Source organism: Sesame phyllody phytoplasma, from assembly GCF_018390775.2.
Classification (GTDB): Bacteria; Bacillota_I; Bacilli_A; order Acholeplasmatales; family Acholeplasmataceae; genus Phytoplasma; species Phytoplasma australasiaticum.
Window position 1 is genome coordinate 1 of sequence record NZ_JAHBAJ020000003.1, and the last position, 26,709, is coordinate 26,709.

Consider the following 26,709-nt stretch of genomic DNA (forward strand, 5'->3'; position numbering starts at 1 on the left):
CAGGGTTAAACGTGATAACGCAGATTTAAACCAAAAAATAGATAATCACCTTAATACTTTTGAACGTGTTTTAAAAAGTATGGAGACTGTTACATCTTCATTGTTAAATTTTTTAGATAAAAAAGATTCTGAAAATATTAAAAATACATCTTTAAATATTGATGCTCAAAGATTTTTTAAAGATACTTCTCAAATGCCTTTATTTAGTCAATTGATTGGTATGTCTAACGAAAAAGAACAATTGCAAGATTATTTGAATTATCTTAAAAATACTAATCAATATTTGACCATGGGTATGAAAAAGCCTCCTAAAGGTATTATCTTGTATGGTCCTCCAGGTACAGGTAAAACTTATTTAGCTGAAGCATTTGCTCGAGAATCAGGTTTATCGGTTTTTACTTTATCATCTTCGGATTTTTCAAAAACTTATGTAGGTGAAGCTCCGAGATTAATAGAAAATCTTTTTATGGAAGCTCGTAAAAAATTTCCAAGTATTATTTTAATAGATGAATGCGAAAGTGTATTTCGTTCTCGATCGAGCAATTCTTTGACTACTGATCATGGTAATATTGTGGCTGCTTTTTTATCTTATTTAGAAGGTGTTCACGAAGATAAAGAAAAACCTGTGTTTATTGTCGCTATGACAAATATCTTAGAAGAAATAGATTCAGCTATTTTAAGTCGTTTTGATAAACGTATTAAAGTTGATTTGTGGGATTTACCTTCTATTCAGGAATTTTTAAAATTAAAAGCTAAAGATTATAAATTAGATTTAATGGCTTATGATTATTTGATAAATGATATTCCTAAAATTATATTTAAGTTTAATTATGATGAATTAAAAACTCCTCGTGGTTTAATTAGTTTATTAAATCAAGCTGTTACTATCTCGCAAAGATTAAATCATCAACATCCTTATATAAAATTAATTGATTTGCAGTTATCTTTAGATTTAAAACTAGAAATTAATCAAGTTAATAAGGGACAAGGTAATTGGGAAAATCATCAACATCAAGCTAATAATTGGAAAGATTTAGCTTTTATTAAAGAATACAATGGTATCCCTATTAAGCAACTTTTTGAAGATAACAATTTTGAACCAATAGAATTAGAATATTATCAATTAATTAAAAATAATAGTCAAGAAAATAAAAAACCTGTCTATATTTCTTTAAGAAATGATGGAGGTTATTTTTATGATATTCATTTGAATAATATGTGGCCTGAACATTTATTAGGTTTTTATTTAGATTTTAAAGAGGTTATAACTGATAATTTGAGCTTTTATAATAGTTTGCCAACTTTAAAAATTTCTAATCCGGAAGAACTTTTAAGGTTATATATTACAAATGATAAATATAAGGTTAATTGTATATATTTTGTTTGGGATTTATCTAAACAAAAAGAAATTATTTCTTTATTGTCTGAAAAATGGGAAAATTTTATTAAAGAATATCCGTTTTTACGAAAAAAAAAGAATAATATGATAGAAGAGATTAATCCCCGAATTAATTCTTTAAATGATTTGGTATTAAATGAATTATTTAATGATTGGTTAAAACAATTTAAAGATAAATGGATTAACGAGATAATTTCTAAAATAAATTTATCTCAGAAAATGATTAAGGATTTATTGAATTTAAATATTGTTAAATTGATTGAAGAAGAAATCAATTTATGTTGGAAAGATTATAATATTTCTCGAGAAACTTGTTTAGAAAAGATTATTATACGATTAAATAAAGATCTTTATGATCGCCTTAAAAAATTGATTAATGATAAAATAACTGAAATAATTAATCAAATGAGTTTAAATAAAAAAATATTTTCTCAAATTCAAATTGAACAAATTAAAGAATATTTAAAAAAAACAACTATTCAAGAATTTGATCAAGAATTAGATTCATTGATTCGAAATAATATTTTATCTGAAGAAATTTTAAATAAAATATTTATGAATCAAGAAAAATATTTTTATCAACAAGATAGTTTATATTATAGAATTTGGGAAGAAAAAATATATCAACATTTAGATCTCTCTGTTCCTATTTTCGAAAAATCTAAATTGAAAAAAAATTTAATAAATCAATTAATTAAAAATTATTTTCAACAAAATTTAGAATTGGATAATATTATTGATAATTTAAAAAAATCAATCGAGATTTATCAACAACAATTTGAACAAAAGTTAGAAACAAAAATTAATCAAATTGTTAATAAATATTTTTTGTCTAATTATTTTCATGATTCTACTGATCTTAACACTATTAACTTAATCAGTAAACGAGCTAGTTTATGGATTAATCATAATTTAAAATTAGATGAAACAATTACATCAGAAGAAGAAATTGAAAATATGGTATTTAATTTTTTACAAAAATATTCAAAAAATATAATTAATACTCAACAAGGTTGGCAATTTTGGTTAGAACGTAATTTTATTAAAATTATTATTTTTATTATTTTATTTTATTTTGGTTATTCTTTGTTGCGTTTTTTTAATATAAAAAAATAAATTTAAAATTAATCAATTTGTTTAATTTTCCGTTTTATAACGGAGAATTATTGTTGATAATTTTAAAAAAAATAAGATTTTTTTTATTTCTTACTTTATATTTGTTATAATCTATTGCGTATTAACATTTTTTAAAATAAAAATTAATAAATTTTTTTATGGAGCAGTACTCAAGTGGCTATAAGAGGCATCTCTGCTAAGGATGTAGTTCAAGAAATTGATGCAAGGGTTCGAATCCCTTCTGCTCCGCCATTTTTATTTTTTGGATAAAATGAAATTTTAAACAAAATTTTAAATAAAAAAACACTCTCTAAATGTTTTTATACGCATTAGAAGAGTGTTTTTTTATTTGTTTTAATAACAAATTTAAATATTTATAAATGATTTTTATGTTGAGGTTTTTTGTTAAATTGATAAATTATAAGTAAAAATGTTATTGTTATTATAACGCACAATAAGTAAAATAATTTGGTGGCTAATGAAGAGTTATTATCTGATGAAAGTTTAAAATTATCATTATCACTATTGTTAGTGTTAGTATTAGAATTATTATCAGTGTTTATAACTTGATTAATTTCATCTTTTAAATTTGTTAATTTTATGAATTCGTCGTTAAAAGTTTGTTTTATGATGGTATCTAATGATAGTTGTTTATAATTTGTATCTTGATCAATGATCTTTTCCTTTATAAGTTGTTCTTCCACGGGTTCATATATGTTTTCTATTGCTGTTTTTAGTTGGTCAATTCCGTTTTTTATATCAGCTAAGTGTTCCCTCATTGTCAAACCCAAAATACTAGAAATTAATTTTCTTATGTTTTCCGTTTTGTCTTCGACATTATTATATATCTCTTGAAATTTTGTTAACTTATTTGTTAGTAAATCAATAGTTACTTCTTCTGGTTTTGTATTTTGTAAGTATAATGCATTTTCAATTAAATCGTTTTCAATTGTATTTAAATATTCTGTTATTGAATCACTGAGTTCTTTTGAGTTTGTTTTTAATTCATCGTTATCTTGGTTTGGTAGCTTTTCTACCATATCATTAATGCTATTAATTTGGTTTCGGACTGAAGATATTTTTTCATCTTTTTTATCAAATAATGTTAATTTTAGTTGTTTAATGTTGGGATTTTCATTAAAAAAAGTATATATAGCTTTTTTTATTTGATCATATTCATTGATTAAAGCGTCGCATTGTGACGATAATGATGAATTTTTTGCTATTTCTGGTTTACTTTTAATGTCTTTTAAAAATGCCAATATATCGTCTGCTGTCGAAGTTTTTTCTGTCGTATTAGCTTTTAATAAAAATTTTGAATTTAAAGTTATATAATTAAAAGTAAATAATATTAAAATTATGAAAATATTTAATGAATTTTTAATGTTAAAAAATTTTTTGATATTGTTTATTTTTGTATGCATATATGTAAAATTTATCCTTTCATTAGTAAGATTAAAAAAATAAAAAATCATAATAAATTTGTTGATATTTTAATCTTATACAAGATTAATTCTAACATATTTTTTTTTTAAGATAATGTTTTATAAAAATTTTATTATTAATTTTTTTAATTTTTTTTATATTTAATGGTTTAAAAAATTATTAATTTTAAATTAAAAATCAATTAAGTTCGATAAAATGATTATTTTAATATTGACTTTAATGGTTAATGTTGTTAGAATAAAAAGCAGTTTAATTAATTGAATTTTTTAATTTTGATTACGAACTATAAATATTCGAAATATTTAATTTGGGTTAAAAAAATTTAATATGTGAAGTTTTATTTAAGTGAGTATTTTGATATTTTGTTTATTTTATTTTTTATTTAAAATTATTTTATTTCAGATTATTATGAAAATGCATTTAGGCCCGTTGGAGAAATGGTTAACTCACATGCCTTTCACGCATGCATTCACGGGTTCGAATCCCGTACGGGTCACCAGAGTTAAAATTATTTTGTTTTTATAAGTATTGCACCCATAGCTCAACTGGATAGAGCATCTGACTACGGAGGGCGCAAAAGATGCGCATAATTCAGCTATTTAACGCATAGCCTGGAGCGATAATCTCCAGAGGTCACGTAAACACTGTAAGGTGGGCTTGATTAATTGTCTCGAAAGAGTAATTAATAACAGCAAAAGCACGCAAGCGCGATGAGACGAAATATCTAGTCAATAAGTCGGCGCCAGACCAGAAGTCAAGGAGAAGGTGAAAATCCCTAATCAGTTAAAAAGCGTGGTAATTTCAGAGACATCTTCGGTAAGATATTGATAATAATAACCGAGATTTTGAAGGTAAAAGATATAGATTCGTAGTATCTTTTAATTATCTGTAAAGTTAGTTCAACTGACTCTTCAAACAAATACCTTTTTTATGTTTTTAAAATACATAAATGCCTCAATTTAATAAATAAATTGTAAACTGAACCTAAAACTTCACGTAGAATTATGTCGTAACTTTGATCTCCCTAAAGATAGATTTTTTATAAAAATCTTAAAACAGCCAGTGGCTGATCCAAGGGAAAAGTGAAACTTAGAGTAGTCGTCAGTTTAATTCTAGAATTGGAATATTTTAGAAGAACCTGATCACGGCGAAGGATAATAACCTTTACAAGGCGAAAGAGTTTCAATATCTTTCAGTTTTTTTATTTAATAAACTTAAAAATTAGTAGTTAACTATTTTATCAATCCGCGTTAAGGTTCGTTTTTAAGTTATGGATAATTTAACTTAAAAAAATTTTTCTAAAAATTTATTAAAATTTTTGTGATTATTATTTTTTATTTAATCATATTTATTTTTAAAATTTTTTAGTACCGGAGTAGATGAATAAATTATTAATATCTAATAGTTTTTTTGATTTTAAGCTATTAAAATCTAATTCATCAACTATATGTTTAAAATCGATATAAACCTAAACCGGTTTAAACGAGTGATTATTTAGTGGATATTTTAAAATATAATAACATACTAATTAATATGAGTTAGTAATAATTTTTTTAGTATTTAAATAACAAAACAAAGAAAACAAAGATATTAGGAGCCGGATGTTTGGAAACTTACTTGTCCGGTTCTGTGGGGGGCTAATTTCGAATATGAAATCTAATTAATTAATTATTTTTCTAAACCGATTTAATCTATCCTAATTCAGAAGGTTGGGGGTTCAAATCCTCTTGGGTGTGCCATTATTATTATTTGTCGGGAAGTAGCTTAGTTTGGTTAGAGCGCCTGGTTTGGGAGGGCGAGAAAGATGCCCAAAATTTTTAGTGGCTTAACCATCCACCATCATTATGATAATATGATGCAACATATATCTGGTTAATTAAATCGAAAGATTAATTGATTATAGCAAGATATAAAAGCGCATTGAGTAAAATAATTTTTACAATAGATTAGTGCAAGTTGAATGATGACTATGGATAAACTTTAATTAGAGTCTAAGAGAATTAAGAAATCAATTTTAATAAAGATAAACTAATAATTTTAGTTATTTTGAAGTTTTATTTTAATTTGTCCCAAGATTAAAATAATTATCACCTTTAGTTTTTTAATTAAAGGACTACATTTAAGATTCACCTATTTTAAATTTTTTTGTTAAAAACAGATTTTAATTTATTATAGGTTATCTCACCTAAGGTCATCGGGTAAATAATTTGGAGTAACTTCTATCTCCCTAAACTGTATTATGTCTTTTATAATTTTATAATTTTAAATTTATAATGCGGCAAGGGAAAAGCAAAACCATAGTAGTCATGGTGTATTCAAGGTAAGTTTTGGAATATTCTTATCATATGATCCCATTTAAGAGATTAGGAAAACTAATTACAAGGCGAAAGGGGCAAAATAATTTCTATTTATAATTGAATATCTCTAAAGTTAATAAAATTTAAATTTTATTCGTTAGAAATATTGAAATGAAATTATTTAAACGCCGTATACTTGGAAACTTGTTTGTACGGTGTTGTGTGGGGCTTGTTGTAATAATGAAAAAATCATGAAACGCAATAATTCTATCACAATCCAGGAGGTCGCGGGTTCGAATCCTGTCTTCCCGACCATTTTATTATTAATTTTAAATTTAATTTATCTAAAATTATGCGAATGTCGTATAATGGTTATTACCCTAGCCTTCCAAGCTAGATATGTGGGTTCGATTCCCATCATTCGCTCCAGTTTTAAATTAAAATTTATACAATAATAATTTGTAGCTATCTTATATAAAAAAATATTCTATTTTTAAATTTCGTCTTTTAATTTATTATTGTATTAATTTTATTTTATATTTTTATAAAAAAACTATTTAAAAGATGCTTGACATTATTATTTGATTTTAATATAATTTGATTATCTATCTGTTTTATTGGGGTTTATTTTAAAGTTTTACCATTTCTTTTGGTAGTTTTTATTATATATTATGATTTTCATTGTTATTTTAAATGTTGCTGTTATGTCGGATATTATTGTTTTATAAATTTAATAAAAAAATTTAAATATTTTTTTATTTTATTTAATTGGTTAATGTTTTATTATATATTTAATTTTACAATTTATATAAATTATTAATTGACAATTGTTATTAATTGTTTAAATGGAGATTTTTTGAATTTATGACTAATAATACTACAGTATTTTATAATAAAAACTTAACTGATTTAAATCGCACTTCTAGTATGAGTGAAAATGATTTAAAAAGAAAATGGTATATTATTGATGCCAATCAAAAAGTTTTAGGAAGAATAGCGACAAAAATTTCTTCTATTTTGATGGGTAAACATAAAACTGTTTATACTCCTCATATCGATAATGGTGATTATGTAATAGTTATCAATGCTAAAAAAGTTAATTTAACAGGAAAAAAAGTTAATCAAAAAAAATATTATAGACATTCAGGATATCCTGGCGGCTTGACTCAAGTAAAGTTTCAGGAAATGATGCAAAAATTTCCTAATAGAATCATTGAAAAAGCGGTTTTTGGTATGTTACCTAAACATAAATTAGGTAACAAAATAAGAAAAAAATTGTTTGTTTATGCTGATAATATTCATAAACATAAAGCTCAAAATCCAGAAAATTTAGAGGTATAATTTTAATATGACAATAATACAATTTAATGGAACTGGCAGGCGTAAAACTTCTGTTGCAAGAACTATTTTAAGAACAGGTTCAGGAAATATTATAATTAATAACAGAAATTTTGAAGAATATATATCATCCCCTATTAATCGTTCGGAAATTTTAAAACCTTTAAAATTAACTAATGAGTTAAATTGTTATAATATTCAAGTTATTGTTCATGGTGGAGGCTCTACCTCTCAAGCAGAAGCTATTCGTTTGGGTATTTCTAGAGCTTTGTTAAGAGCTAAACCATCTTTGAGAAGTATTTTAAAAAAAGCAGGTTTTTTAACTAGAGATGCTCGTATTGTAGAACGCAAAAAACCTGGTTACAGAAAATCACGAGCTCGTCCTCAATTTTCTAAACGTTGATGTTTGTATAATTTTCATTTTTATTTATTATTGAAATTAAATTTTTAAATTTAAATGATTAGTTTTGGTTTTCTTAAAAAAGGGGATAGTTATGGAATCTGTGAGATTGCGTTATGCGCCAAGTCCGACTGGTAACGGGTTACATATCGGCAATGCTAGAACAGCATTTTTTAATTATTTATTTGCTCATTTATTTAAAGGTTCTTTTATTATTCGTATAGAAGATACAGATACTATTCGTAATATAACTGGTAGCGAAGAAAAACAACTATCACAATTGAAATGGTTAGGTTTGAATTGGTCTGAAGGTCCTGATATCGGAGGATGTTATGGTCCTTATCGGCAATCCGAAAGATTATTGATTTATGAAAAATACACACGATTATTGTTGGAAAAAAAATTAGCATATAAGGTTTACTCTGATGAAAATAAAAATGATTATGTAGTTCGTTTTAGAGTACCTAAAGATAAACAATATTCTTTTGTAGATTTAATTCGTGGTCCTATTAAATTTGCCAGTAAAGATATTGAAGATTGGATTATATTAAAGGAAAATGGTTATCCTACTTATAATTATGCTGTCGCAATAGATGATCATTTGATGAAAATTTCTCATATTTTTCGAGGAGAGGAGCATATTACCAATACCCCTAAACAAATAATGATTTATCAAGCTTTTAACTGGGATATACCCTGTTTCGCTCATATGTCATTAATTTTAGATAAAAATAAAAAAAAAATGAGTAAACGTAATTTTGATGCGATTCAATTTATTGAACAATATCAAAATTTAGGTTATTTACCGGAAGCAATTTTGAATTTTTTGTTTTTTTTAGGGTTTTCTCCGCAAACTAATCAAAATATTTTGAATAAAGAGCTTATGATTAATTTATTTAATGTTAAGCGTTTTATTAAAGATCCTGCTGTTTTCGATATTGATAAATTAAATTTTATCAATAAAGAATATTTAAAAAAATTATCTTTAGAAGAATTAGTTATTAGAGTAAAATTTTTTTTTCAACAATTTAATATTGATTTACAACACGATCAATTAAGTAAATTAGTTATTTTATTACGTGATAGATTATGCTACGTAAAAGAAATTATTGAAATTTATAGATGGTTTTTTGAAACTGAACACAAAATAACAGATGAATTAAAACTTTTTTTAATAAAAAATAAAGGATACGAAGTTATACCTATTTTGTCGGAATTGTTGAATAAATTGGATATTTTTCAATCTTTAAATTTAAAACAAATAATTTTAAACTTAAAAAATCATTTTAATATAGAATTAAAACTTTTATTTAAAATAGTTAGAATATTATGTACTTGTCAATTACAAGGTCCTAATTTATTTGATTATCTAGAACTTTTAGGTAAAGATAAAGTATTAAATAATTTAGAAAAATTTAAATTAATTTCATGATTCATTATTTGATTAGAATAATTTTATTTTTTTCTTTTTTTGATAAAAATAAATGTTATTTATAAAGTATAAAAAAATTTAAAGATATAAAAAGGTTTTTTAATGTTACAACTTTATAATTCTTTAACTGGTATTAAAGAGGATTTTCATCCTTTAAATGGTTCGCTAGTTAATATTTATGTTTGTGGTCCTACCGTCTATGATCATCTTCATATAGGTAATATTAGATCTTTAATTTTTTTTAATCTGTTAAAAAAATATTTAATGTTTATAGGCTTTAAAGTTTTTTGGGTTGTAAATATTACCGATTTGGATGATAAAATTATTAAAGTCGCTATTAAAAATAAAAGTACTGAGAGACAAATAGCTAACTACTATAAAGAACATTTTTTTAATTTGTTAGATAAATTAGATATTCACGGAATTGATAAGTTCCCTTTGGTGACTGATTATATAAATCAAATGATTATATATATTAGTTTACTTTTAAAAAAAAAATATGCTTATCTCGGTGACCAAGGCATTTATTTTTGTACTAATAGTATTATTGATTATGGTCACTTAAGTAGTCAAAATATTAATAAATTATATAAAAATGTTCATCAAAAAAATGTTTTTTTAAAACAAAATTCAGAAGATTTTGTTTTATGGAAAAAAACTGATATCGGTATTCGTTATTCAAGTCCTTGGTTTTTGGGTAGACCTGGATGGCATACTGAATGTGTAGTAATGATTAGAGAGATTTTTCGGAATACTATTGATATTCATGGTGGAGGTCATGATTTAAAATTTCCTCATCACGAAAATGAACAAGCTCAATTTATAGCTAGCGACGGTAAACCTTTAGCTCGTTATTTTATGCATGTAGGACATGTTAATTATCATAATCATAAAATGAGTAAATCTTTAAATAATGTTATTTTAGTGAAAGATTTATTGGTTGATATTAAAGAACCTAATGTGATTAAATTTTTATTTTGTCATTTTCATTATTTAAAACCAATCAATTATACTAAAGCATTAATATATGATATTAAGTTTAAGTACTTTAAAATAGTAAAAATTTTAAATAAAATTAATTTTATATTAGTAATTAATAATTTTTATAATTATGAAATAAATAAAAATTATTTACAAAAATTTCATAAATTTATGCAAAATGATATTGATACTCCTAATGTTGTTACTTTGATTGAACAATTATTAAAAAATATTTCCAAAAATATAAATAATTTATTGGTATTATCGGAATTATATTATACTTTAATTTATATTTTAAATAATTTAGATATTTCGGTTACATTAAATAATGTAACAGAACAAATGATTGAATATTATTATTTATGGCAGCAAGCTAAAAATATAAAAGACTTTAATCAAGCAGATTTTTTTAGAAATATTTTATTACAGAAAAATTTTATTTGATCGTTGATTTTAAGTAATTATTATTTTGGAGCAGGTGAAAATATGAATAACGATTTTAATAAAACAAGTTTGGAAAATTCTGCAATTAATAATTTTTCGCATCAAGATTTAAGCAATTTAGGTCTTACTAATCATGAAGTAAATCAAAGATTGAAAAATCAAAAACAATATAAATCAATTAATAATGATAAAAGTATTTTAAGTATTATTGGTAATAATTTGTTTACATGTCTAAATTTGTTATTACTTTTTATTGTTATTGTTATTTTGAAAATTCGACGTTATGATCAATTATTTTTTTTAATAGTTAATTCTTTGAATATTATTATTAGTATTATTCAAGAAATTAAAATAAAAAAAACTTTAGATAAAATTAATTTAATTTTACCTAATAATATTAAAGTTGTTCGAAATGGTCATATTATAGAAATTTTAAGTTCTAATTTAGTTTTAGGCGATTGTTTAGTTTTAGATTTAGGAAATCAAATTGTTGCTGATGCTCGTGTTAAATATGGAGTTTTAGAAGTTAATGAATCATTTTTAACAGGAGAATCTAAATCAGTTTTGAAAAAAACAGGTGATATTTTATATTCTGGTAGTTATATTGTTTCAGGTTCAGCTTATGCGGAAGTTATTGCTTTAGATGAAGACACTTATGTTTCTAATTTGATTAAACAAGCTAAAAAATATCAAAATATTAAAACACCTTTAATAAAAACATTTTCCGCTTTGGTAAAATTAATTTTTTTTGTAACTATACCTACTACTATAATTTTATTTTTTTCTTATAAATCTAATTTTTATAATTTTTCTGATGATTATTTATTGGGGATATGCGGGTTCATGCTTGGTATGACGCCTTCTGGATTATTTTTGTTAATGAGTATGATTTCTATTTTAGGTTTTATTCGCTTATTTAAACGTAAAGCTTACATGAAAGATTTATTAGGGATTGAGATGTTGTCTCAAATAAATATATTATGTTTAGATAAGACTGGTACTATTACCGATGGAAAAATGAGTGTTCAAAAAGTTTTAAATTACTTTAATGATGATGTTATTTCTTTAAACGTTTTAATGGCTAATTTTGTTCAACATTTTCCTAATAACAATCCTACTCAACAAGCTTTGTATAATTATTTTAATGGTTATTTGAATTCTAATATTATTTATAAAGTACGAGATTTGCAATCTTTTTCTAGTATAAGAAAATATAGTGCTATTGAATTTGAAGAATTAGGTACATTTTTATTGGGTGCTCCGGAATTTGTTTTAAAACAAAAAAATGATATTATTGATAAAGATGTTTCAAAATATACTAATTTAGGATATAGAGTATTATTATTAGTTCGTACTAATGATATTTTATCTAATATTAATAATAATACCGATTATCAAGTTATCTCTTTAATTTTGTTAGAAGATATTATTAAAAATGATGCTGTTGAAACTATTAATTATTTTAAAAAATTAGGAATTAAAATAAAAATTATTTCTGGTGATAGTGCTTTTACTACAGGTTTTATAGCTAAACGAATTGGTTTAATTGATTCAGTGTCAGAAAAATCTATTAATTTGACTAATTTTAAATCTGAGCAATTGTTGGATATATCAACTAAATACGATGTTTTTGGTAGGGCTACTCCGGAACAAAAACAAATATTAATCTCTTCTTTAAAGAATAATAATCAAAAAGTTGCTATGATTGGAGATGGAGTGAATGATATTTTAGCTTTTAAAACAGCAGATTTATCTATCGCTATGGCTTCTGGTAGTAAAGCTGCTCAAAATGTGGCAAATTTAATTTTAATAAATTCTAAATTTAATTCTTTACCAGTTGTTTTTTTAGAAGGACGTAGATTAATTAATAATTTAGAAAAAAATTCGATTGTTTTTTTAACTAAGACTATTTTTACTTTTTTATTAGCTTGGATTACAATAATTAATAATTTTTTTTGTAAGAATCTAATTTTTTTTCCTTTTACTCCTTTGCAATTAAATTTTATTGATATTTTTTTTATAGGTATACCTTCTTTTTTCTTATCTTTAGAAGCTAATTATAAACCTTTAAATAATTTTTTTATTAGTGATGTTTTAAAAAAATCAGGAATTTATGGATTATTAATTAGTGTCAATTATATTTTGATATTAATTTTATATAATGGATTACCTAATACTTTTCAATCTAATTACCAAATATCCTATTTATTAACTTTAGTAACTGCTTTTATTTTTAGTAATATTTTATTTATAAACTGTCGTCCTTTTAATAAGTTTAAATTATTATTGTTTTCTGTAATTATGTCTATTTTCTGTTTATTAGTTATTATGTTGATATGGCAAGTTCCTTTTATTCGTGAAATTGCAGCGGCTATTAGATATGTTATGTTTACTAAAACTTTTGATTTTTTTCTATTATTTATGATTAATTTGTTAATATTATGGCGAATCAAGAAATAATATTAAATTAAATTTTATTTTGATTTTTTTTGAAAGAATTATATTGTATGGTAATTATTTATGGTAAAAATATAATTAAAGAAGCTATCAAAGCTCAACGAAAAATTTATTTTTTATATATTAACCCTCTTATGAAGGATAAAGCTTTTTTGAATTTTATATTTCAATCTTATCCGAATTATTGTTATTTAGATAAACATCAATTAAATAATAAAGTTCAAAATAATAATCATCAAGGTGTAGTGGCAGAAGTTCAAGATTATTTTTATAGAAAAGATTTATTGACATATTTAATAGAAAAATCCAATAAAATAGTTAAATTTTTAATTTTGGATGCTATTCAAGATCCTCATAATTTGGGGGCAATTATACGCACTGTAGAAGCAAGTGATTTTGATGGTATTATTGTTAGCAAAAAACACCAAGTACCTTTGAATAGTACAGTAGCAAAAACTTCTAGTGGAGCTTTAGAATATGTTAATATTTTTTTAGTATGTAATTTATATCAAACTATTTTAACTTTACAAAAATTTAATTTTATAATTATCGGAACTGAAATCGGATTAGATAAAAATATAGATATTATTCCCGTAGAACAATCATTAGCTATTATATTAGGCAATGAAGGTATAGGGATGCGTCCTTTGTTAAAAAAAAAATGTAATTTTTTAGTTAGTATTCCGACACAAGGTATGGTGAATTCATTAAATGTTAGTGTTTCTGCAGCAGTCATTATTTTTTATTTATATATGAAAAATAAAAAATATTAATTTATTTACAATTTAATCATGTTATAATATTGAGAAAAGTTATCTTGATTTAAAAATTTATAATTATATTTTTTATTTATTTTAATTTATATTAATTAATTATTAAATTTTATAAGATTGTCGAGATTTAAAAAAAGAATATAAGAAAAATGGTTAAGAGTAATATTTTAATATGTAAGGTTTGTTTAAGTCGTAATTATCGTGTAAAGGTTCATAATCGCAATCAAAAATTAGTTTTAAATAAATATTGTTGCTATTGTAAAAAGCATATTATTCATGAAGAAACGAGATGAATAAAATTATCTTAGTATAAAGGAGATAGCTATGGCATATAAAAAGTTTGAAGAAAAACCAACCATTCCTTTAATGCAAATATTAAGGGAAGAATATAGTTTAATTAATGTTTTTTGTGTTTTTTTATCTATGATTTTTCTAGGGATATGTTGTAATTTTATACATAATTCTACAGATCAAAAAACTTTGAGTATTTATTTATTATCTTTATCCAGTGTTTTCTTTGTGATTAGTATTTTTCCTTTTATAAGGAAAATTTTTTTTGATATTCGTTTTGTGAGTTTTCCGACAAAATTTCAAATTTTTAAACAAATTATTCAAGTTTTTTTATTTACAGCTATTTTAATTTTTATTTTAAATTTATTTCAATATTTTTATGATATATATATGATATCTTTTTTTAAAAATATTTTAAAATAAAGTTAATTTTTAGAAATTAAATTTATTTTAATTATTGAAAATTGTTAATGGAATTGTCTTTAGGTGCTGAAAATGAAATCAAAAATAAAAAATAATAAAATACTTGATAACAATGCATTTGGTGAGGATGAAAATAGTTTTCAATCTAAATGGTATATTTTACAAACTCAATCGGGTTATGAAAAGGTTGTTCAACAAGATTTATTAAAAATAGCTAATAGTGGTATCGGAATATCTAGTTTAATTCACGAGGTTATTTGTCCGACCGAAAAACATATTAAAATTAAAGCTGATGGAACTAAACAAGAAATAGAAAAAAAGATTTATATTGGTTATATTTTTATTAAAATGATTATGACAAATCAATCTTGGTTTATAGTTCGTAATATTCCAAAAGTAACTGGATTTTTAGGTTCTATTAAAAAAGAAAAAGGTTCTAAACCTATACCTTTAAGTGAAAGTGAAATTAATCCTATATTATTGAAAATGGGAATAATTTCTAAACCAAATTATGATCATTTAATTAATAAACAAGTTCAAATTATAAATGGTTCTTTTACTGGTCAAGTAGGCAGAGTATCTTTAGTAGATTACGAAAGAGATAAAGTTATGGTTGAAATTGATTTGTTTGGTCGAGCAACCCCTATAGAAATTTCTTTTTCTTCTTTTAAAGAAATTAATTAAAATATAATAATAATTTTAAATTTGTTTAGAAATTTAATTAGTATTGCGAAATATGTTATAATACTATGAATATTTTGGATATTTTTATGGATTAATTACGGAATTAATTATTTTTTTATATTTAATAATCGTATTTTTCTCTCATAAAATAGTTTTTTAAACAAATAATAAAATTTTAAACATTTTTAGAAACAAAAAGGTTGGTATTAAATAATTATAATGGCAAGAAAAGTTATTAAAAATATTAAGTTACAAATTTTGGCTGGTAAAGCGAATCCTGCTCCTCCTATAGGACCTGTGTTAGGACAAGCTCAAGTTAATATTCCTTTATTTTGTTCTCAATTTAATGAAGCTACTAAAGATAAATTAGGTTTTACTCTGCCAGTAGAAATTACAGTTTTTGATGATAAAAGTTTTAAATTTATTGTAAAAACCCCAATAACAAGTGATTTGTTAAAAAAAGCTGCTAATATTTCTAAAGGTTCTTCGGATTCAAGTAAAAATAAAGTAGCTACTCTTAAGTATGAACAAATTATAGAAATAGCTAAATTAAAAATGCCAGATTTAAATGCTTATTCATTAGAACAAGCTTCTAAGATTATAGAAGGAACTGCCATTAATATGGGGATTATTGTGGAAAAATAATAATTTATTGTGCAGTATCAATAAAAAAGAAAGGCATATTATTATAGTATACAAGGCTTAAAATTTATGACAAGAAGTAAAAAATATTTATCAGTTAGTAAAAAAATAGAATTTAATCAAGTTTATAAAATGCATGATGCTATTCAATTGTTATATAATGTTAAAACTGCAAAATTCGATGAAACTGCTGAATGCGTTTTTGTTTTAAATGTGGAACATAAAAAAGTAGATCAACATATACGTGGTTCTGTGGTTTTACCTTATGGTTTGGGTAAAAAGTTTTGTATTGTTGTAATTGCTCAAGGTGAACAGGCTCAGAAGGCTAAAGAATTAGGTGCGGATTATGTTGGTGAACAAGAATTGATTGACAAAATATCTAATGGTTGGACAGATTTTGATGTTTTAATATCTGTTTCTAGTTTTATGCCTTCTTTGACGAAGTTAGGAAAAATTTTAGGACCTAAAGGATTAATGCCTAATCCGAAATTAGGGACTATGACAGATGATGTTGAACAAATTATCCGAGATATCCAAAAAGGTAGAATGGAATATAAAACAGATAAATTTGGTAATCTTCATACGATAATAGGTAAAATATCGTTTAATAAAGAACAATTAACAGGAAATTTGATTTTTTTATATAATCATTTGATTTCTATCAAACCTAAAACAATAAAAGGTGAATTGATTAAAAATATTACTATTTCTTCAACTATGTCGCCTGGTATTAAAGTTGATCCTTTATCCATTAAGTAATATTATAAAAAAATGGTTATATTATTTTTAATTTTTATTATTTTTAAAATAAAAAATTTTTTCAATTATACTATAAATTGATAATTTATATTGTTTAAAAAAAGGAAACAACAATTTATGTTAAAATCTGTTATTAAAGAGAAAAGTAATTATGTTGATTATCTATCTCAAAATATTGATAATTCCAACTTAGTTGTTTTGTTAGAATTTAAAGGTTCGAAAGTAAGTGATTTAACCCATTTACGTCGTAAATTACAAGAATTGGTTCCTTGTAAGTTTCAAATAATACCAAATAACATTATTAAAAGAGCGTTAACTAAATCAAGATATGACGAATTAACAGAATTTAAAAATCCTAAAGCTTTATTTTGGACTTTATCTACTTCTTCAGATATTTTTGTTTCTTTAAATGCTTTATATAAATTTTCCAAGGTTAATGAGTTTTTAAAAATTAATTTTGGTATTATAGAAAATGAAATTTGTTCTGAAGAGCAAATGATTAAGTTAGCGCAAATACCATCTAAATCAGCATTATTATCTATGTTGTTATTTAGTGTTTCAGCGCCTGTTAAAAATATAATTACTGTTTTACAATTATTAATAAAACAGAAACAAGAAAAAATTTAAAATAATAATTATTACATATTATATTTTTAATATTGTATAGAAATCGAAAATATCTGTTTAAAATAGATAAAATTTTAATTATAAATAGGAGATTAACAATGGCAGACAACAACAAAATAGAGCAAATTATTGAGTTTTTAGGTGATATGAAAGTTAAAGAATTACAAGAATTAGTAAATAAAATTCAAGATTCTTTTGGTATTGAAATGGAAAATGTTTCAAATTTAAACAGTACTAATGAAGCAGTTTCTACAGAAAAAAATGAACAAACAGAGTTTAAAGTTGTTATGACTTCTGCGGGTCAATCTCGTCCTGCGGTTATTCAATATTTAGCAAAAAATTTTGGATTTAGTATTGGAGATTTACTAACATCATGTAAAACTGAAAATGCTAATTTATTAATTAAAGAAAATGTAAATAAAGAACAAGCTGAAGAAATTAAAAAACAAATAGAAAATTTAGGAGCTCAAGTCAAAATTGAATAAAAAAATATATTTGATAGATTGGTTGAAAAATATAATTTTTCATAACAATAAATAAAATTTTTTGATAACTTAAATATTATGAAACCTGAGAACTAAATTAAGTATCTTAGGTTTTTTATTATCTTTATCGTTATCAGTATTTTTTAATGTTTTTTTTATTAAGAATTTAATTTTTGTTAAATTTGAATTAAATGTATGTTGATATTTGTTGGGAGTTCTAAATAAAAAAATGAAAAAATATTGTAATGTCAAATATGGTACTAAGGTGGAACGACGAAATTATTCTAAAATGAAATATGATTTGGATTTACCAAATTTAATCGAAATTCAAACGAAATCATTTCAAGAGTTTTTAGATTACGGTATTCAAGCATCATTGAAAAGTATTTTTCCTATTGAGAGTTATAATGGTGATTTAAAGTTACATTTTAATGATTTTTTTTTAGAAGAACCTAAATTTAATGCTGAAGATTCCAAAAAAAGAGGCTTTACTTATAGTGCAGAATTATTTTTAAATGTTACCTTGGAAAATGTTATAACGAAACAAACTAAAAAAGCTCGTATATTAATGACTGATTTACCTTTAATGACTATTGCAGGAACCTTTATAATTAATGGTACAGAAAGAGTTGTAGTTTCCCAAATAGTTCGCTCAGCAGGAGCATATTTTACTTCTAAATTAGATAATAAAATTAATAAAAATCGTTTTACTGCCCAAATTATTCCTACTAGAGGTGCTTGGATAGAGTTTGAACAAAATAATAAAGATTTTTTATATGCTAAATTGGATCGTTCAAAAAAAATACCTTTAACTAAATTTATTCATGCTTTAGGATTTGATACTCAAGAAGAAATTGAAAAAGCTTTTGGAATTAATTCTTTATTAGATTTAAGTTTTAAAAAAGATAATGATTCTAATTGTAATGATGCTATTGTAGAATTATATTCTAAATTGCACCAAGGAGAAAGAGTTCCTACTAATGCAGCAAGAGAATTTATTCGTACTCGTTTATTTGATAAGGATAAATATGATTTATCTTTAGTAGGGAGATATAAATTAAATCGTAAATTGGATGTTTTAAATAGAGCTGAAAATACTTTTTTAGCCCAAGATATTAAAGATTTAACAAATAATAAAATTTTATTTCCGGCAGGAACATTTTTAAATTATGAAATTATTAAACAATTAGCATTACATAGAGATAAATTTCGTGTAGAATTAGTTAATTCAGATTTTCATTTACAAAATCAAAATCATGATGAAAATATATTTACTTATAGAAAAAGTATACATGATAATCAAATTTATATTAAAGAAGATATTGTGCATTTTCAAACGGGACAAGTATTAGTTAAGGCTGATACACTTTTAGACGATAACGTTTTAAATACTTTACTAGAAACTCATAAATATAATATTGATGATAAAATTATTAAATATTTCGCTAATAAAGAGTATATTAATAAAGTTGTTAAAGATCGACAAAAAGTTTTTAATGAGAGTTTAGAAGTTTACATTTTAGATAATAAAAATAATAAAAGTTTTATTAAAATTGTAGGTAATGATCAATCTGAAGATGCAGAAAATATTGTTTTATCTGATATAATAGCGTCTATTAGTTATTATTTAAATCTTTATCATAACATAGGAACTATTGATGATATTGATCATTTAGGTAATAGACGATTAAGATTAATTGGAGAACTTTTAAAAAATCAATTACGTGTAGGTTTAAATAGAACTAAAAAAAACATTAAAGATCGTATGTCTATAAGTAAATTTGAATCTATTACGCCAGGGGGGTTATTTAATTTTTCATCTCTTTCTATGGCTATTAAAACTTTTTTTTGTAGTTCTCGTTTGTCTCATTTTATGGATCAAATCAATCCTTTGGCGATTATTACTCAAAAGCGTAGAATTTCTGCATTGGGTAGCGGAGGTATCGATCGTGATCGAGCAGGTGTAGAATTAAGAGATGTTAATGACTCTTATTATGGTAGATTATGTCCTATTGAAACTCCAGAAGGACCATCTATCGGACTTATTTGTTCGTTGGCTACTTATGCTCAAGTAGATAAATATGGTTTTATTGAGACTCCTTTTTTTAAAGTGATTCGTGAAAATGGTAAATCAGTAGTATCTCCTAAATATGAATATTTGACTTCTATTCAAGAAGAAAATCGTATTATTGCTACATCTTCATCTTGTTTAAATGATGATTTTAGTTTTAAACAACAAAAAGTAATTGCTAGAAGAAACGGAGAAATTAGTTTATATAATGTTGATCAAATTGATTATATAGACGTTTCCCCTAAGCAAATTGTATCTGTAGCTACAGCATCGATCCCTTTTTTAGAACATAATGACGCTTCTAGGGCGTTAATGGGCGCTAATATGCAAAGACAAGCTTTACCATTGTTAATTTCTGAAGCTCCTATTGTAGCTACTGGTATTGAACATAGAATAGTGAAAGATTCTGGTTGTGTAGTTATTGCTGAAGATAGTGGTTTTGTAGTTTATGTAGATGCTAAAAAAATTATTATTCAAAATAATCACGGAGAACAAAAGGTTTATATTTTATCTACTTTTGATAAATCTAATCAAGATACTTTGATTTTGCAAAAACCTATTGTTAAGTTTAATGAGTATGTTAATAAAGGTGATATTATCGCTGATGGCTCATCTACTCATCAAGGCGAATTAGCTTTAGGTAAAAATGTTACAGTAGCTTTTATGACTTGGGATGGTTATAATTATGAAGATGCTGTTATTTTATCAGAACGTTTGGTTCAAGAAGATATTTTTACTTCTGTTCATATTAGTAAATATGAAATTCAAGTTAGAGAATTAAAAAAAGGCGCTGGACGAGAAGAAATAACTCGCGAAATACCTAATGTCAGTGCTGAAGCTATTAAAAATTTAGATTCTCGAGGAATTATTATTCCAGGTTCTGAAGTTAATGAAGGTGATTATTTGGTTGGTAAAATAGTTATTATTCCTCAAAGTTCTTTAGAAAATAATCCTTATGAAAAATTAATTCAAACTATTATTGGAGAAAAGTCTCGAGATTATAAAGATGCTTCTTTAAAAGTTCCTTGCGGCGAAAGCGGTATCGTTCAAAGTGTACAATATTTTTCTGTTAAAAAAGGTGATTTCATTTCTACTCCTGGTGTAAATGAAATTATTAAAGTTTATATAGCTAAAAAGAGAAAAATTCGAGAAGGTGATAAAATAGCCGGAAGACATGGTAATAAAGGTGTAATTTCTTGTATTGCTGCTAAAGTAGATATGCCTTATATGTCTGATGGAACTCCTATAGATGTTATTTTAAATCCTTTAGGGGTGCCTAGTAGGATGAATATCGGACAAATTTTAGAAATGCATTTAGGAATGGCCGCACATAAATTAAATATTAAGGTTGCCACTCCGGTTTTAGATGGAGCTAATAATGAGGATTTAAAAAATATTATGCAAGAAGCTAATTTACCTTTTGATGGTAAAATGACTTTATATGATGGTAGAACAGGTGAACCATATGATAATTCTATATCTGTTGGTATTTTGTATATGCTAAAATTATCTCATATGGTTGAAGATAAAATACATGCTAGAAATGTTGGAACTTATACTTTGATTTTACAACAACCTGGTAGTGGACGTAATTTTTTAGGTGGTCAAAGAATTGGAGAAATGGAAACTTGGAGTTTATTAGCTTATGGAGCCGCTCATACTTTACAAGAAATTTTAACTTTGAAAAGTGATGATATTATAGGGCGTAATCAATTATATCATGCCATAGTAAATGGTTTACGTTTTCCTAAACCTTCTATTCCTGAAAGTTTTAGAGTTTTTACTAAAGAATTACAAGCATTAGGATTACATGTAGAATTAATTAAAGCTGATACTAAGGATAATCAAATTAATCGTTCTTTAGTTTCAAATAATAAGGAGAACAAAAAGTAAACCGAATTATGTTAAATATGAAAATTGAAGATTTTGCTTTAACTAAAAGAACTTTAAAAAATTTAAAATCTATAGGTATTAATAGTTTAGGGGATATTAATAATTATCATTTGAATGAATTAATTACTTCGTTAAATGAGGAATCTTTTGAAGAATTTGTGATTATTTTAAAAAAATATGGTTTACCTGAATCCCTAAATAATTTAAATTTAAATAAAGATATTTTAGATGTTTTGTATCAAAATAATATTTTAAATTGTTATTCTTTATTAACTACTGATAAAGATGCATTGTTTAAGTTGTTTAATCATAATCACTCTCATTTAAATATTTTGAGAAATGTTTTGGATTTATATAATTTGCAAAAAAATAATATTCACAATCTTAAAAATAAAATAGATAATTCTGTTGTTGATAAAGATGAAATTATTTGGCGAAATGAAAATCAAGAACATGAATCTGCATCTTCATGGGTAATCGATAAAGCTATTTTCCCTAATAATAGTAATCGAGAGTATGATTATTTTAAAATTCGTTTATCTTCTCCTCATGAAATTCGTCAAAAATCTTATGGCGAAGTAGTTAATTATGAAACTATTAATTATCGTACAGCTAAACCAGAAAAGGGAGGATTGTTTTGTCCTATTATTTTTGGCCCTGTTCAAGATTTACAATGCATATGCTCTAAAAAACAAACTTTAAAAAAAGGTCAAACCTGTTCTAAATGCGGAGTAGAAATTACAGAACAACTAGTTCGACGAGAAAGAATGGGTCATATTGATTTAGCTGCTCCTGTAGTGCATACATGGTTTTTAAATAGTTTACCGAGTCGTTTAGCTATTTTATTAGGTATGAAAGCTAAAGAATTAGCAGAAATTGTTTATTATGTGTCGTATATAGTTATTAATCCTGGTAATAGTGATTTAAATAAATATAGTATTATATCTGAATTAGAATATGGTCAATATTTAGAACGTTGTGACCATAACTTTGTTGCTTTAACCGGTGCTGAAGCTGTTAAAACTATGTTACAAGAATTAAATATGGAAGAAACTATCAAAACATTGAGATTAGAGTTAAAACAGGCTTCAAAACAAAAACGAGATTTAATTGTTAAAAGATTAGAATTGATGGAATCTTTTTATCAATCTGATAATAAACCAGAATGGATTGTTTTAGAAGCTATTAATGTAATTCCTCCTAGTTTAAGACCTATAGTAGCTTTGGAACAAGGTGTGCGTTTCGCTTCTGCTGACATTAACGATTTATATCGTAGGATTTTAAATCGTAATAATCGTTTAAAAAGACAATTGAAGCAAAATGCTCCTAGATTAATTATTAAAAACGAAAAAAGAATGTTGCAAGAAGCTGTTGACGCTTTATTTGATAATGCTAAATCTAGCAAAAAAAGCACTTCTAATATTGAACGCAATAAGCCTTTAAAGTCTTTATCAGAAATGTTAAGAGGTAAACAAGGACGTTTTCGTCAAAATTTATTAGGAAAAAGGGTAGATTATTCAGGGCGTTCTGTTATTATTGTAGGACCTGATTTAAAGTTGCATCAATGCGGTATCCCGCGACAAATGGCTATAGTTTTATTCAAACCATTTGTATTAAATAAATTACAAGAAGCTAAAGGTATTGATAAAAAAAGTGCTAATATTTTATATGAAAAAATGAATGAGCATGTTTGGAAATTATTGGAAGAAGTGGTACAAGAACATCCTGTTTTATTAAATAGAGCGCCTACTTTGCATCGTCAAGGGTTACAAGGTTTTCAAGTGAAATTAATTGATGGTAAAGCTATTAGATTACATCCTTTGGTTACTTTAGCTTTTAATGCGGACTTTGATGGAGATCAAATGGCTGTTTATGTTCCTTTGTCTGTAGAAGCTCAAGCTGAAGCTCGTTTGTTAATGTTGTCTTCTTATAACATCTTGGATCCTAAAAACGGTAGTCCGGTTTTATCCCCTTCTCAAGATATGGTTTTAGGTAATTATTATTTAACTATTGAAGAGACGCGTAAACGTATTTTAAAAGGTTATAATTCTGAGATTAGAAACGAACAACATCAATATAAACATCGTAATGAAGGCAAGGTTTTTAACGATTTACAAGAGGCTGAATTGGCTTTTTATAATAAACAAATAGCTTTACACACGCGTATTTTAGTACGTACTTCTAAAATCTCTTCTTACTTTAATGATGAACAAAAAAATAAATATTTAGTTACTACATTAGGTAAACTTATTTTTAATAGTATTTTACCTAATGATTTCCCTTATTTACAAGAACCTACTATATTTAATTTAGAAACTAAAACACCAGATATTTATTTTATACCTAAAGGTGTTAATTTGATAGAATATTTAAATAATATTCCTACTCCAGAACCTTTTAAAAAACGTTTTTTATCACTTATAATTGATCGTGTTTTTAAAAGAAGTAATATCTCGGAAACATCTAAAATGTTAGATGATATTAAAAATTTAGGTTTTAAATATTCTACTATGTCTGGAGTGACCATTTCGCATGCAGATATTAATGTTTATTCTAAAAAAGCTGAATTAATATCACAAGTAGAAGATAAAATTACAGAAATTGAAAAGTGGCATGATAAAGGTTTTTTAACAACTGGCGAAAAGAAGAGTTTGATTATTCAGGAATGGAAAAATGTACGTAATGTTATTCAAGAAGGTTTAATGCAAGAATTTAATCAAGATAATCATTTATTTATGATAAGTGATAGTGGTGCTCGTGGTAATGTTTCTAATTTTTCACAGTTATCAGGTATGAGAGGTTTAATGCACAGCCCTACCAATAATCAATTAGAAATTCCTGTTAAATCTTCTTTTAAAGAAGGTTTGAATGTGCATGAATTTTTTATTTCAACACATGGAGCTAGAAAGGTATCTACTGATACAGCTTTAAAAACAGCGGAATCCGGATATTTAACTCGTCGTTTAGTTGATGTCGCTCAAGATGTTATTATTATGTCACAAGATTGCGGTAGTGATAAAGGTGTTTATATAACTTCTTTAGAACAAGATGGAAAAGAGATTATTTCATTGCAACAACGTTTATTTGGTCGTTATATTGCTCAAAGTATTGTAGATTCTTCTGATCAAAAAATTATCGTGAATTGTGGCGAATTGATTACTAGAGAAATAGCAGAAAATATTGTTAAAATGGGTTTTTTATCTGTTAAAATTAGAAGTGTTTTAACTTGTAATTCTGATTATGGTATTTGTGCTAAATGTTATGGGTTAAATTTAGCTACTAATAAAGAAGTTGAGATCGGAGAAGCTGTAGGTATTATTGCTGCTCAGTCTATCGGTGAACCTGGTACTCAATTAACTATGAGAACATTCCATACAGGAGGAGTTTTATCGGTTTCTGATATTACTCAAGGATTGCCACGTATTCAGGAATTATTTGAAGCTCGTAAACCTAAAGGTAAAGCTCTTATTAGTGAATATGATGGCGTAGTTAAAGAAATTAAATCTAGTAATATTTATTCATCCGATATTGTTATAGCATCAGCAATTAATCCTCAACAAGAATATACTTATACCGTAGATTCTAATGTAGATATTTTAGTTCAAGATGGTATGTCTATTAAAGCTGGACAACGTTTAACTTCGGGTTCGATAGATTTAAGGGAATTATTGCGTATTAGTTCTGTAGTAGCTACTCAAAAATATATTTTAGAAGAAGTTCAACAAGTATATCAATCTCAAAGTGTTTATATCAGTGATAAACATATTGAAATTATTATTCGTCAAATGTTTAAACAAATTTTAATTATTTCTGAAGGAGATAGTAATTTATTACCAGGATCTGAAGTTTCTATTAAAGAATTCAAAAGGATAAATATGCAATTGATTCAGCAAAATAAAAAATTAGCAGCTGGGCGTCCTATAGTTTTAGGTATTACAAGATCTTCCTTAAAAAGTGATTCTTTACTATCTGCGGCTTCTTTTCAAGAAACTACTAAAATTTTAATTGATGCTACTATTAAAGGCCAAAAAGATTTTTTATTGGGATTAAAAGAGAATGTTATTTTAGGAGGATTGATACCTGCCGGAACTGGAATTTTAAATCATTCTTTATTTGAATATCCATTAATAGAAGAAGATAAATCATAAATTGTCTTATAATATATTAATAAATATATTTATTATATTTTTATTTGTTAGATAATTATGATTATTAAGCTTTTATTATAAAAATCTTTTTTGATGAAATTCATTTTATATTGACTTTTGTTGAAAAAAAATATAAAATTTAGGTCGTCTTATATTTCTAATTAAAAAATAATAATGAAAGGTTTTATTATTTAAATATGCCTACTATTTCTCAGTTAATAAGAAAACGAAGAGTAAAAAAGAATACTAAAACCAAATCACCAGCTTTATCTGTTCGTTTTAATGTTTTAAAAAAGAAATTTAAAAATATTAATTCTCCTCAAAAATCTGGAGTTTGTTTGAAAGTATATACTACCACTCCTAAAAAGCCTAATTCCGCTTTAAGAAAGGTAGCTAGAGTTCGTTTATCAAATCGTCACGAAGTAACAGCTTATATTCCTGGTATAGGTCATAATTTACAAGAACATAGTCTTGTATTGATAAGAGGCGGTCGTGTTAAAGATTTACCTGGAGTTCGTTATCAAATTATTCGAGGGGTTCTTGATACTGCTGGAGTAGCTAATCGAAAACAAAGTCGTTCTCGATATGGTGCGAAAAAATAAT

General features: G+C 24.8%; 18 protein-coding genes and 3 tRNA genes. 20 read left to right on the forward strand and 1 reads right to left on the reverse strand.

Going from position 1 to position 26,709, the window contains the following annotated elements; translation table 11 throughout:
- Together KHD59_RS00465 and KHD59_RS00470 are read left to right on the forward strand one after the other, a co-directional pair.
- Positions 1–2,515 (forward strand): ATP-binding protein (locus KHD59_RS00465; RefSeq protein ID WP_238120201.1); only part of this gene is annotated, 2,515 nt, incomplete at its 5' end.
- A gap of 160 nt (positions 2,516–2,675) precedes the next feature.
- Positions 2,676–2,767 (forward strand) — tRNA-Ser (locus tag KHD59_RS00470).
- 122 nt (positions 2,768–2,889) lie between these two features.
- On the opposite strand, the gene KHD59_RS00475 is transcribed toward KHD59_RS00470, so the two are convergent.
- Positions 2,890–3,939 (reverse strand): hypothetical protein, encoded by a 1,050-nt coding sequence (locus tag KHD59_RS00475; protein WP_213680311.1) that lies wholly within the window; start codon positions 3,937–3,939, stop codon positions 2,890–2,892.
- A 445-nt stretch (positions 3,940–4,384) separates the two neighbouring features.
- Here KHD59_RS00475 and KHD59_RS00480 point away from each other — a divergent pair.
- The 18 genes from KHD59_RS00480 (at position 4,385) to rpsL (ending at position 26,708) form a co-directional block, all read left to right on the forward strand.
- A tRNA-Glu gene (locus KHD59_RS00480) sits at positions 4,385–4,460 on the forward strand.
- A 2,152-nt stretch (positions 4,461–6,612) separates the two neighbouring features.
- Positions 6,613–6,687, forward strand: a tRNA-Gly gene (locus KHD59_RS00485).
- Between the two features lie 435 nt (positions 6,688–7,122).
- On the forward strand, positions 7,123–7,599 hold the full coding sequence (gene rplM, locus KHD59_RS00490) for a 50S ribosomal protein L13 (RefSeq protein WP_004994978.1): 477 nt from the start codon (positions 7,123–7,125) through the stop codon (positions 7,597–7,599).
- 7 nt (positions 7,600–7,606) lie between these two features.
- Positions 7,607–7,999, forward strand: a complete 393-nt coding sequence (rpsI, locus tag KHD59_RS00495) for a 30S ribosomal protein S9 (RefSeq protein WP_004994977.1) — start codon at positions 7,607–7,609, stop codon at positions 7,997–7,999.
- Positions 8,000–8,090: 91 nt separating this feature from the next.
- Positions 8,091–9,428 (forward strand): glutamate--tRNA ligase, encoded by a 1,338-nt coding sequence (gltX, locus tag KHD59_RS00500; protein ID WP_213680310.1) that lies wholly within the window; start codon positions 8,091–8,093, stop codon positions 9,426–9,428.
- A gap of 102 nt (positions 9,429–9,530) precedes the next feature.
- Positions 9,531–10,853: a cysteine--tRNA ligase gene (gene cysS / locus KHD59_RS00505; protein ID WP_213680309.1), complete on the forward strand. Its 1,323-nt coding sequence runs from the start codon at positions 9,531–9,533 to the stop codon at positions 10,851–10,853.
- A gap of 42 nt (positions 10,854–10,895) precedes the next feature.
- Positions 10,896–13,313, forward strand: coding sequence for an HAD-IC family P-type ATPase (locus KHD59_RS00510; protein ID WP_213680331.1), 2,418 nt, complete (start codon positions 10,896–10,898; stop codon positions 13,311–13,313).
- A gap of 47 nt (positions 13,314–13,360) precedes the next feature.
- Positions 13,361–14,083: a 23S rRNA (guanosine(2251)-2'-O)-methyltransferase RlmB gene (rlmB, locus tag KHD59_RS00515; protein ID WP_213680308.1), complete on the forward strand. Its 723-nt coding sequence runs from the start codon at positions 13,361–13,363 to the stop codon at positions 14,081–14,083.
- 140 nt (positions 14,084–14,223) lie between these two features.
- Complete coding sequence (gene rpmG / locus KHD59_RS00520) at positions 14,224–14,376, forward strand: 50S ribosomal protein L33 (protein ID WP_304513408.1); 153 nt, start codon at positions 14,224–14,226, stop codon at positions 14,374–14,376.
- 31 nt (positions 14,377–14,407) lie between these two features.
- Entirely contained in the window at positions 14,408–14,797 is a 390-nt protein-coding gene (locus KHD59_RS00525; RefSeq protein ID WP_004994970.1) for a hypothetical protein, read from the forward strand.
- 72 nt (positions 14,798–14,869) lie between these two features.
- Positions 14,870–15,481: a transcription termination/antitermination protein NusG gene (gene nusG, locus KHD59_RS00530; protein ID WP_193622129.1), complete on the forward strand. Its 612-nt coding sequence runs from the start codon at positions 14,870–14,872 to the stop codon at positions 15,479–15,481.
- A 219-nt stretch (positions 15,482–15,700) separates the two neighbouring features.
- Complete coding sequence (gene rplK / locus KHD59_RS00535) at positions 15,701–16,126, forward strand: 50S ribosomal protein L11 (RefSeq protein WP_004994966.1); 426 nt, start codon at positions 15,701–15,703, stop codon at positions 16,124–16,126.
- Positions 16,127–16,192: 66 nt separating this feature from the next.
- Positions 16,193–16,882 (forward strand): 50S ribosomal protein L1, encoded by a 690-nt coding sequence (gene rplA / locus KHD59_RS00540; RefSeq protein WP_004994962.1) that lies wholly within the window; start codon positions 16,193–16,195, stop codon positions 16,880–16,882.
- 117 nt (positions 16,883–16,999) lie between these two features.
- Positions 17,000–17,509 carry a 50S ribosomal protein L10 gene (rplJ, locus tag KHD59_RS00545; protein WP_004994959.1) on the forward strand — a complete coding sequence of 170 codons (510 nt, stop codon included), beginning with the start codon at positions 17,000–17,002 and terminating at the stop codon, positions 17,507–17,509.
- A gap of 98 nt (positions 17,510–17,607) precedes the next feature.
- Positions 17,608–17,994 (forward strand): ribosomal protein bL12, encoded by a 387-nt coding sequence (locus tag KHD59_RS00550; protein ID WP_004994956.1) that lies wholly within the window; start codon positions 17,608–17,610, stop codon positions 17,992–17,994.
- Positions 17,995–18,223: 229 nt separating this feature from the next.
- Complete coding sequence (locus KHD59_RS00555; RefSeq protein WP_213680307.1) at positions 18,224–21,958, forward strand: DNA-directed RNA polymerase subunit beta; 3,735 nt, start codon at positions 18,224–18,226, stop codon at positions 21,956–21,958.
- Between the two features lie 8 nt (positions 21,959–21,966).
- The gene (rpoC, locus tag KHD59_RS00560; RefSeq protein WP_213680306.1) at positions 21,967–26,106 is read left to right on the forward strand and encodes a DNA-directed RNA polymerase subunit beta'; all 4,140 of its coding nucleotides are present in this window, start codon (positions 21,967–21,969) and stop codon (positions 26,104–26,106) included.
- 197 nt (positions 26,107–26,303) lie between these two features.
- Positions 26,304–26,708, forward strand: a complete 405-nt coding sequence (gene rpsL / locus KHD59_RS00565; RefSeq protein ID WP_004994950.1) for a 30S ribosomal protein S12 — start codon at positions 26,304–26,306, stop codon at positions 26,706–26,708.
- Position 26,709: the final 1 nt, after the last annotated feature.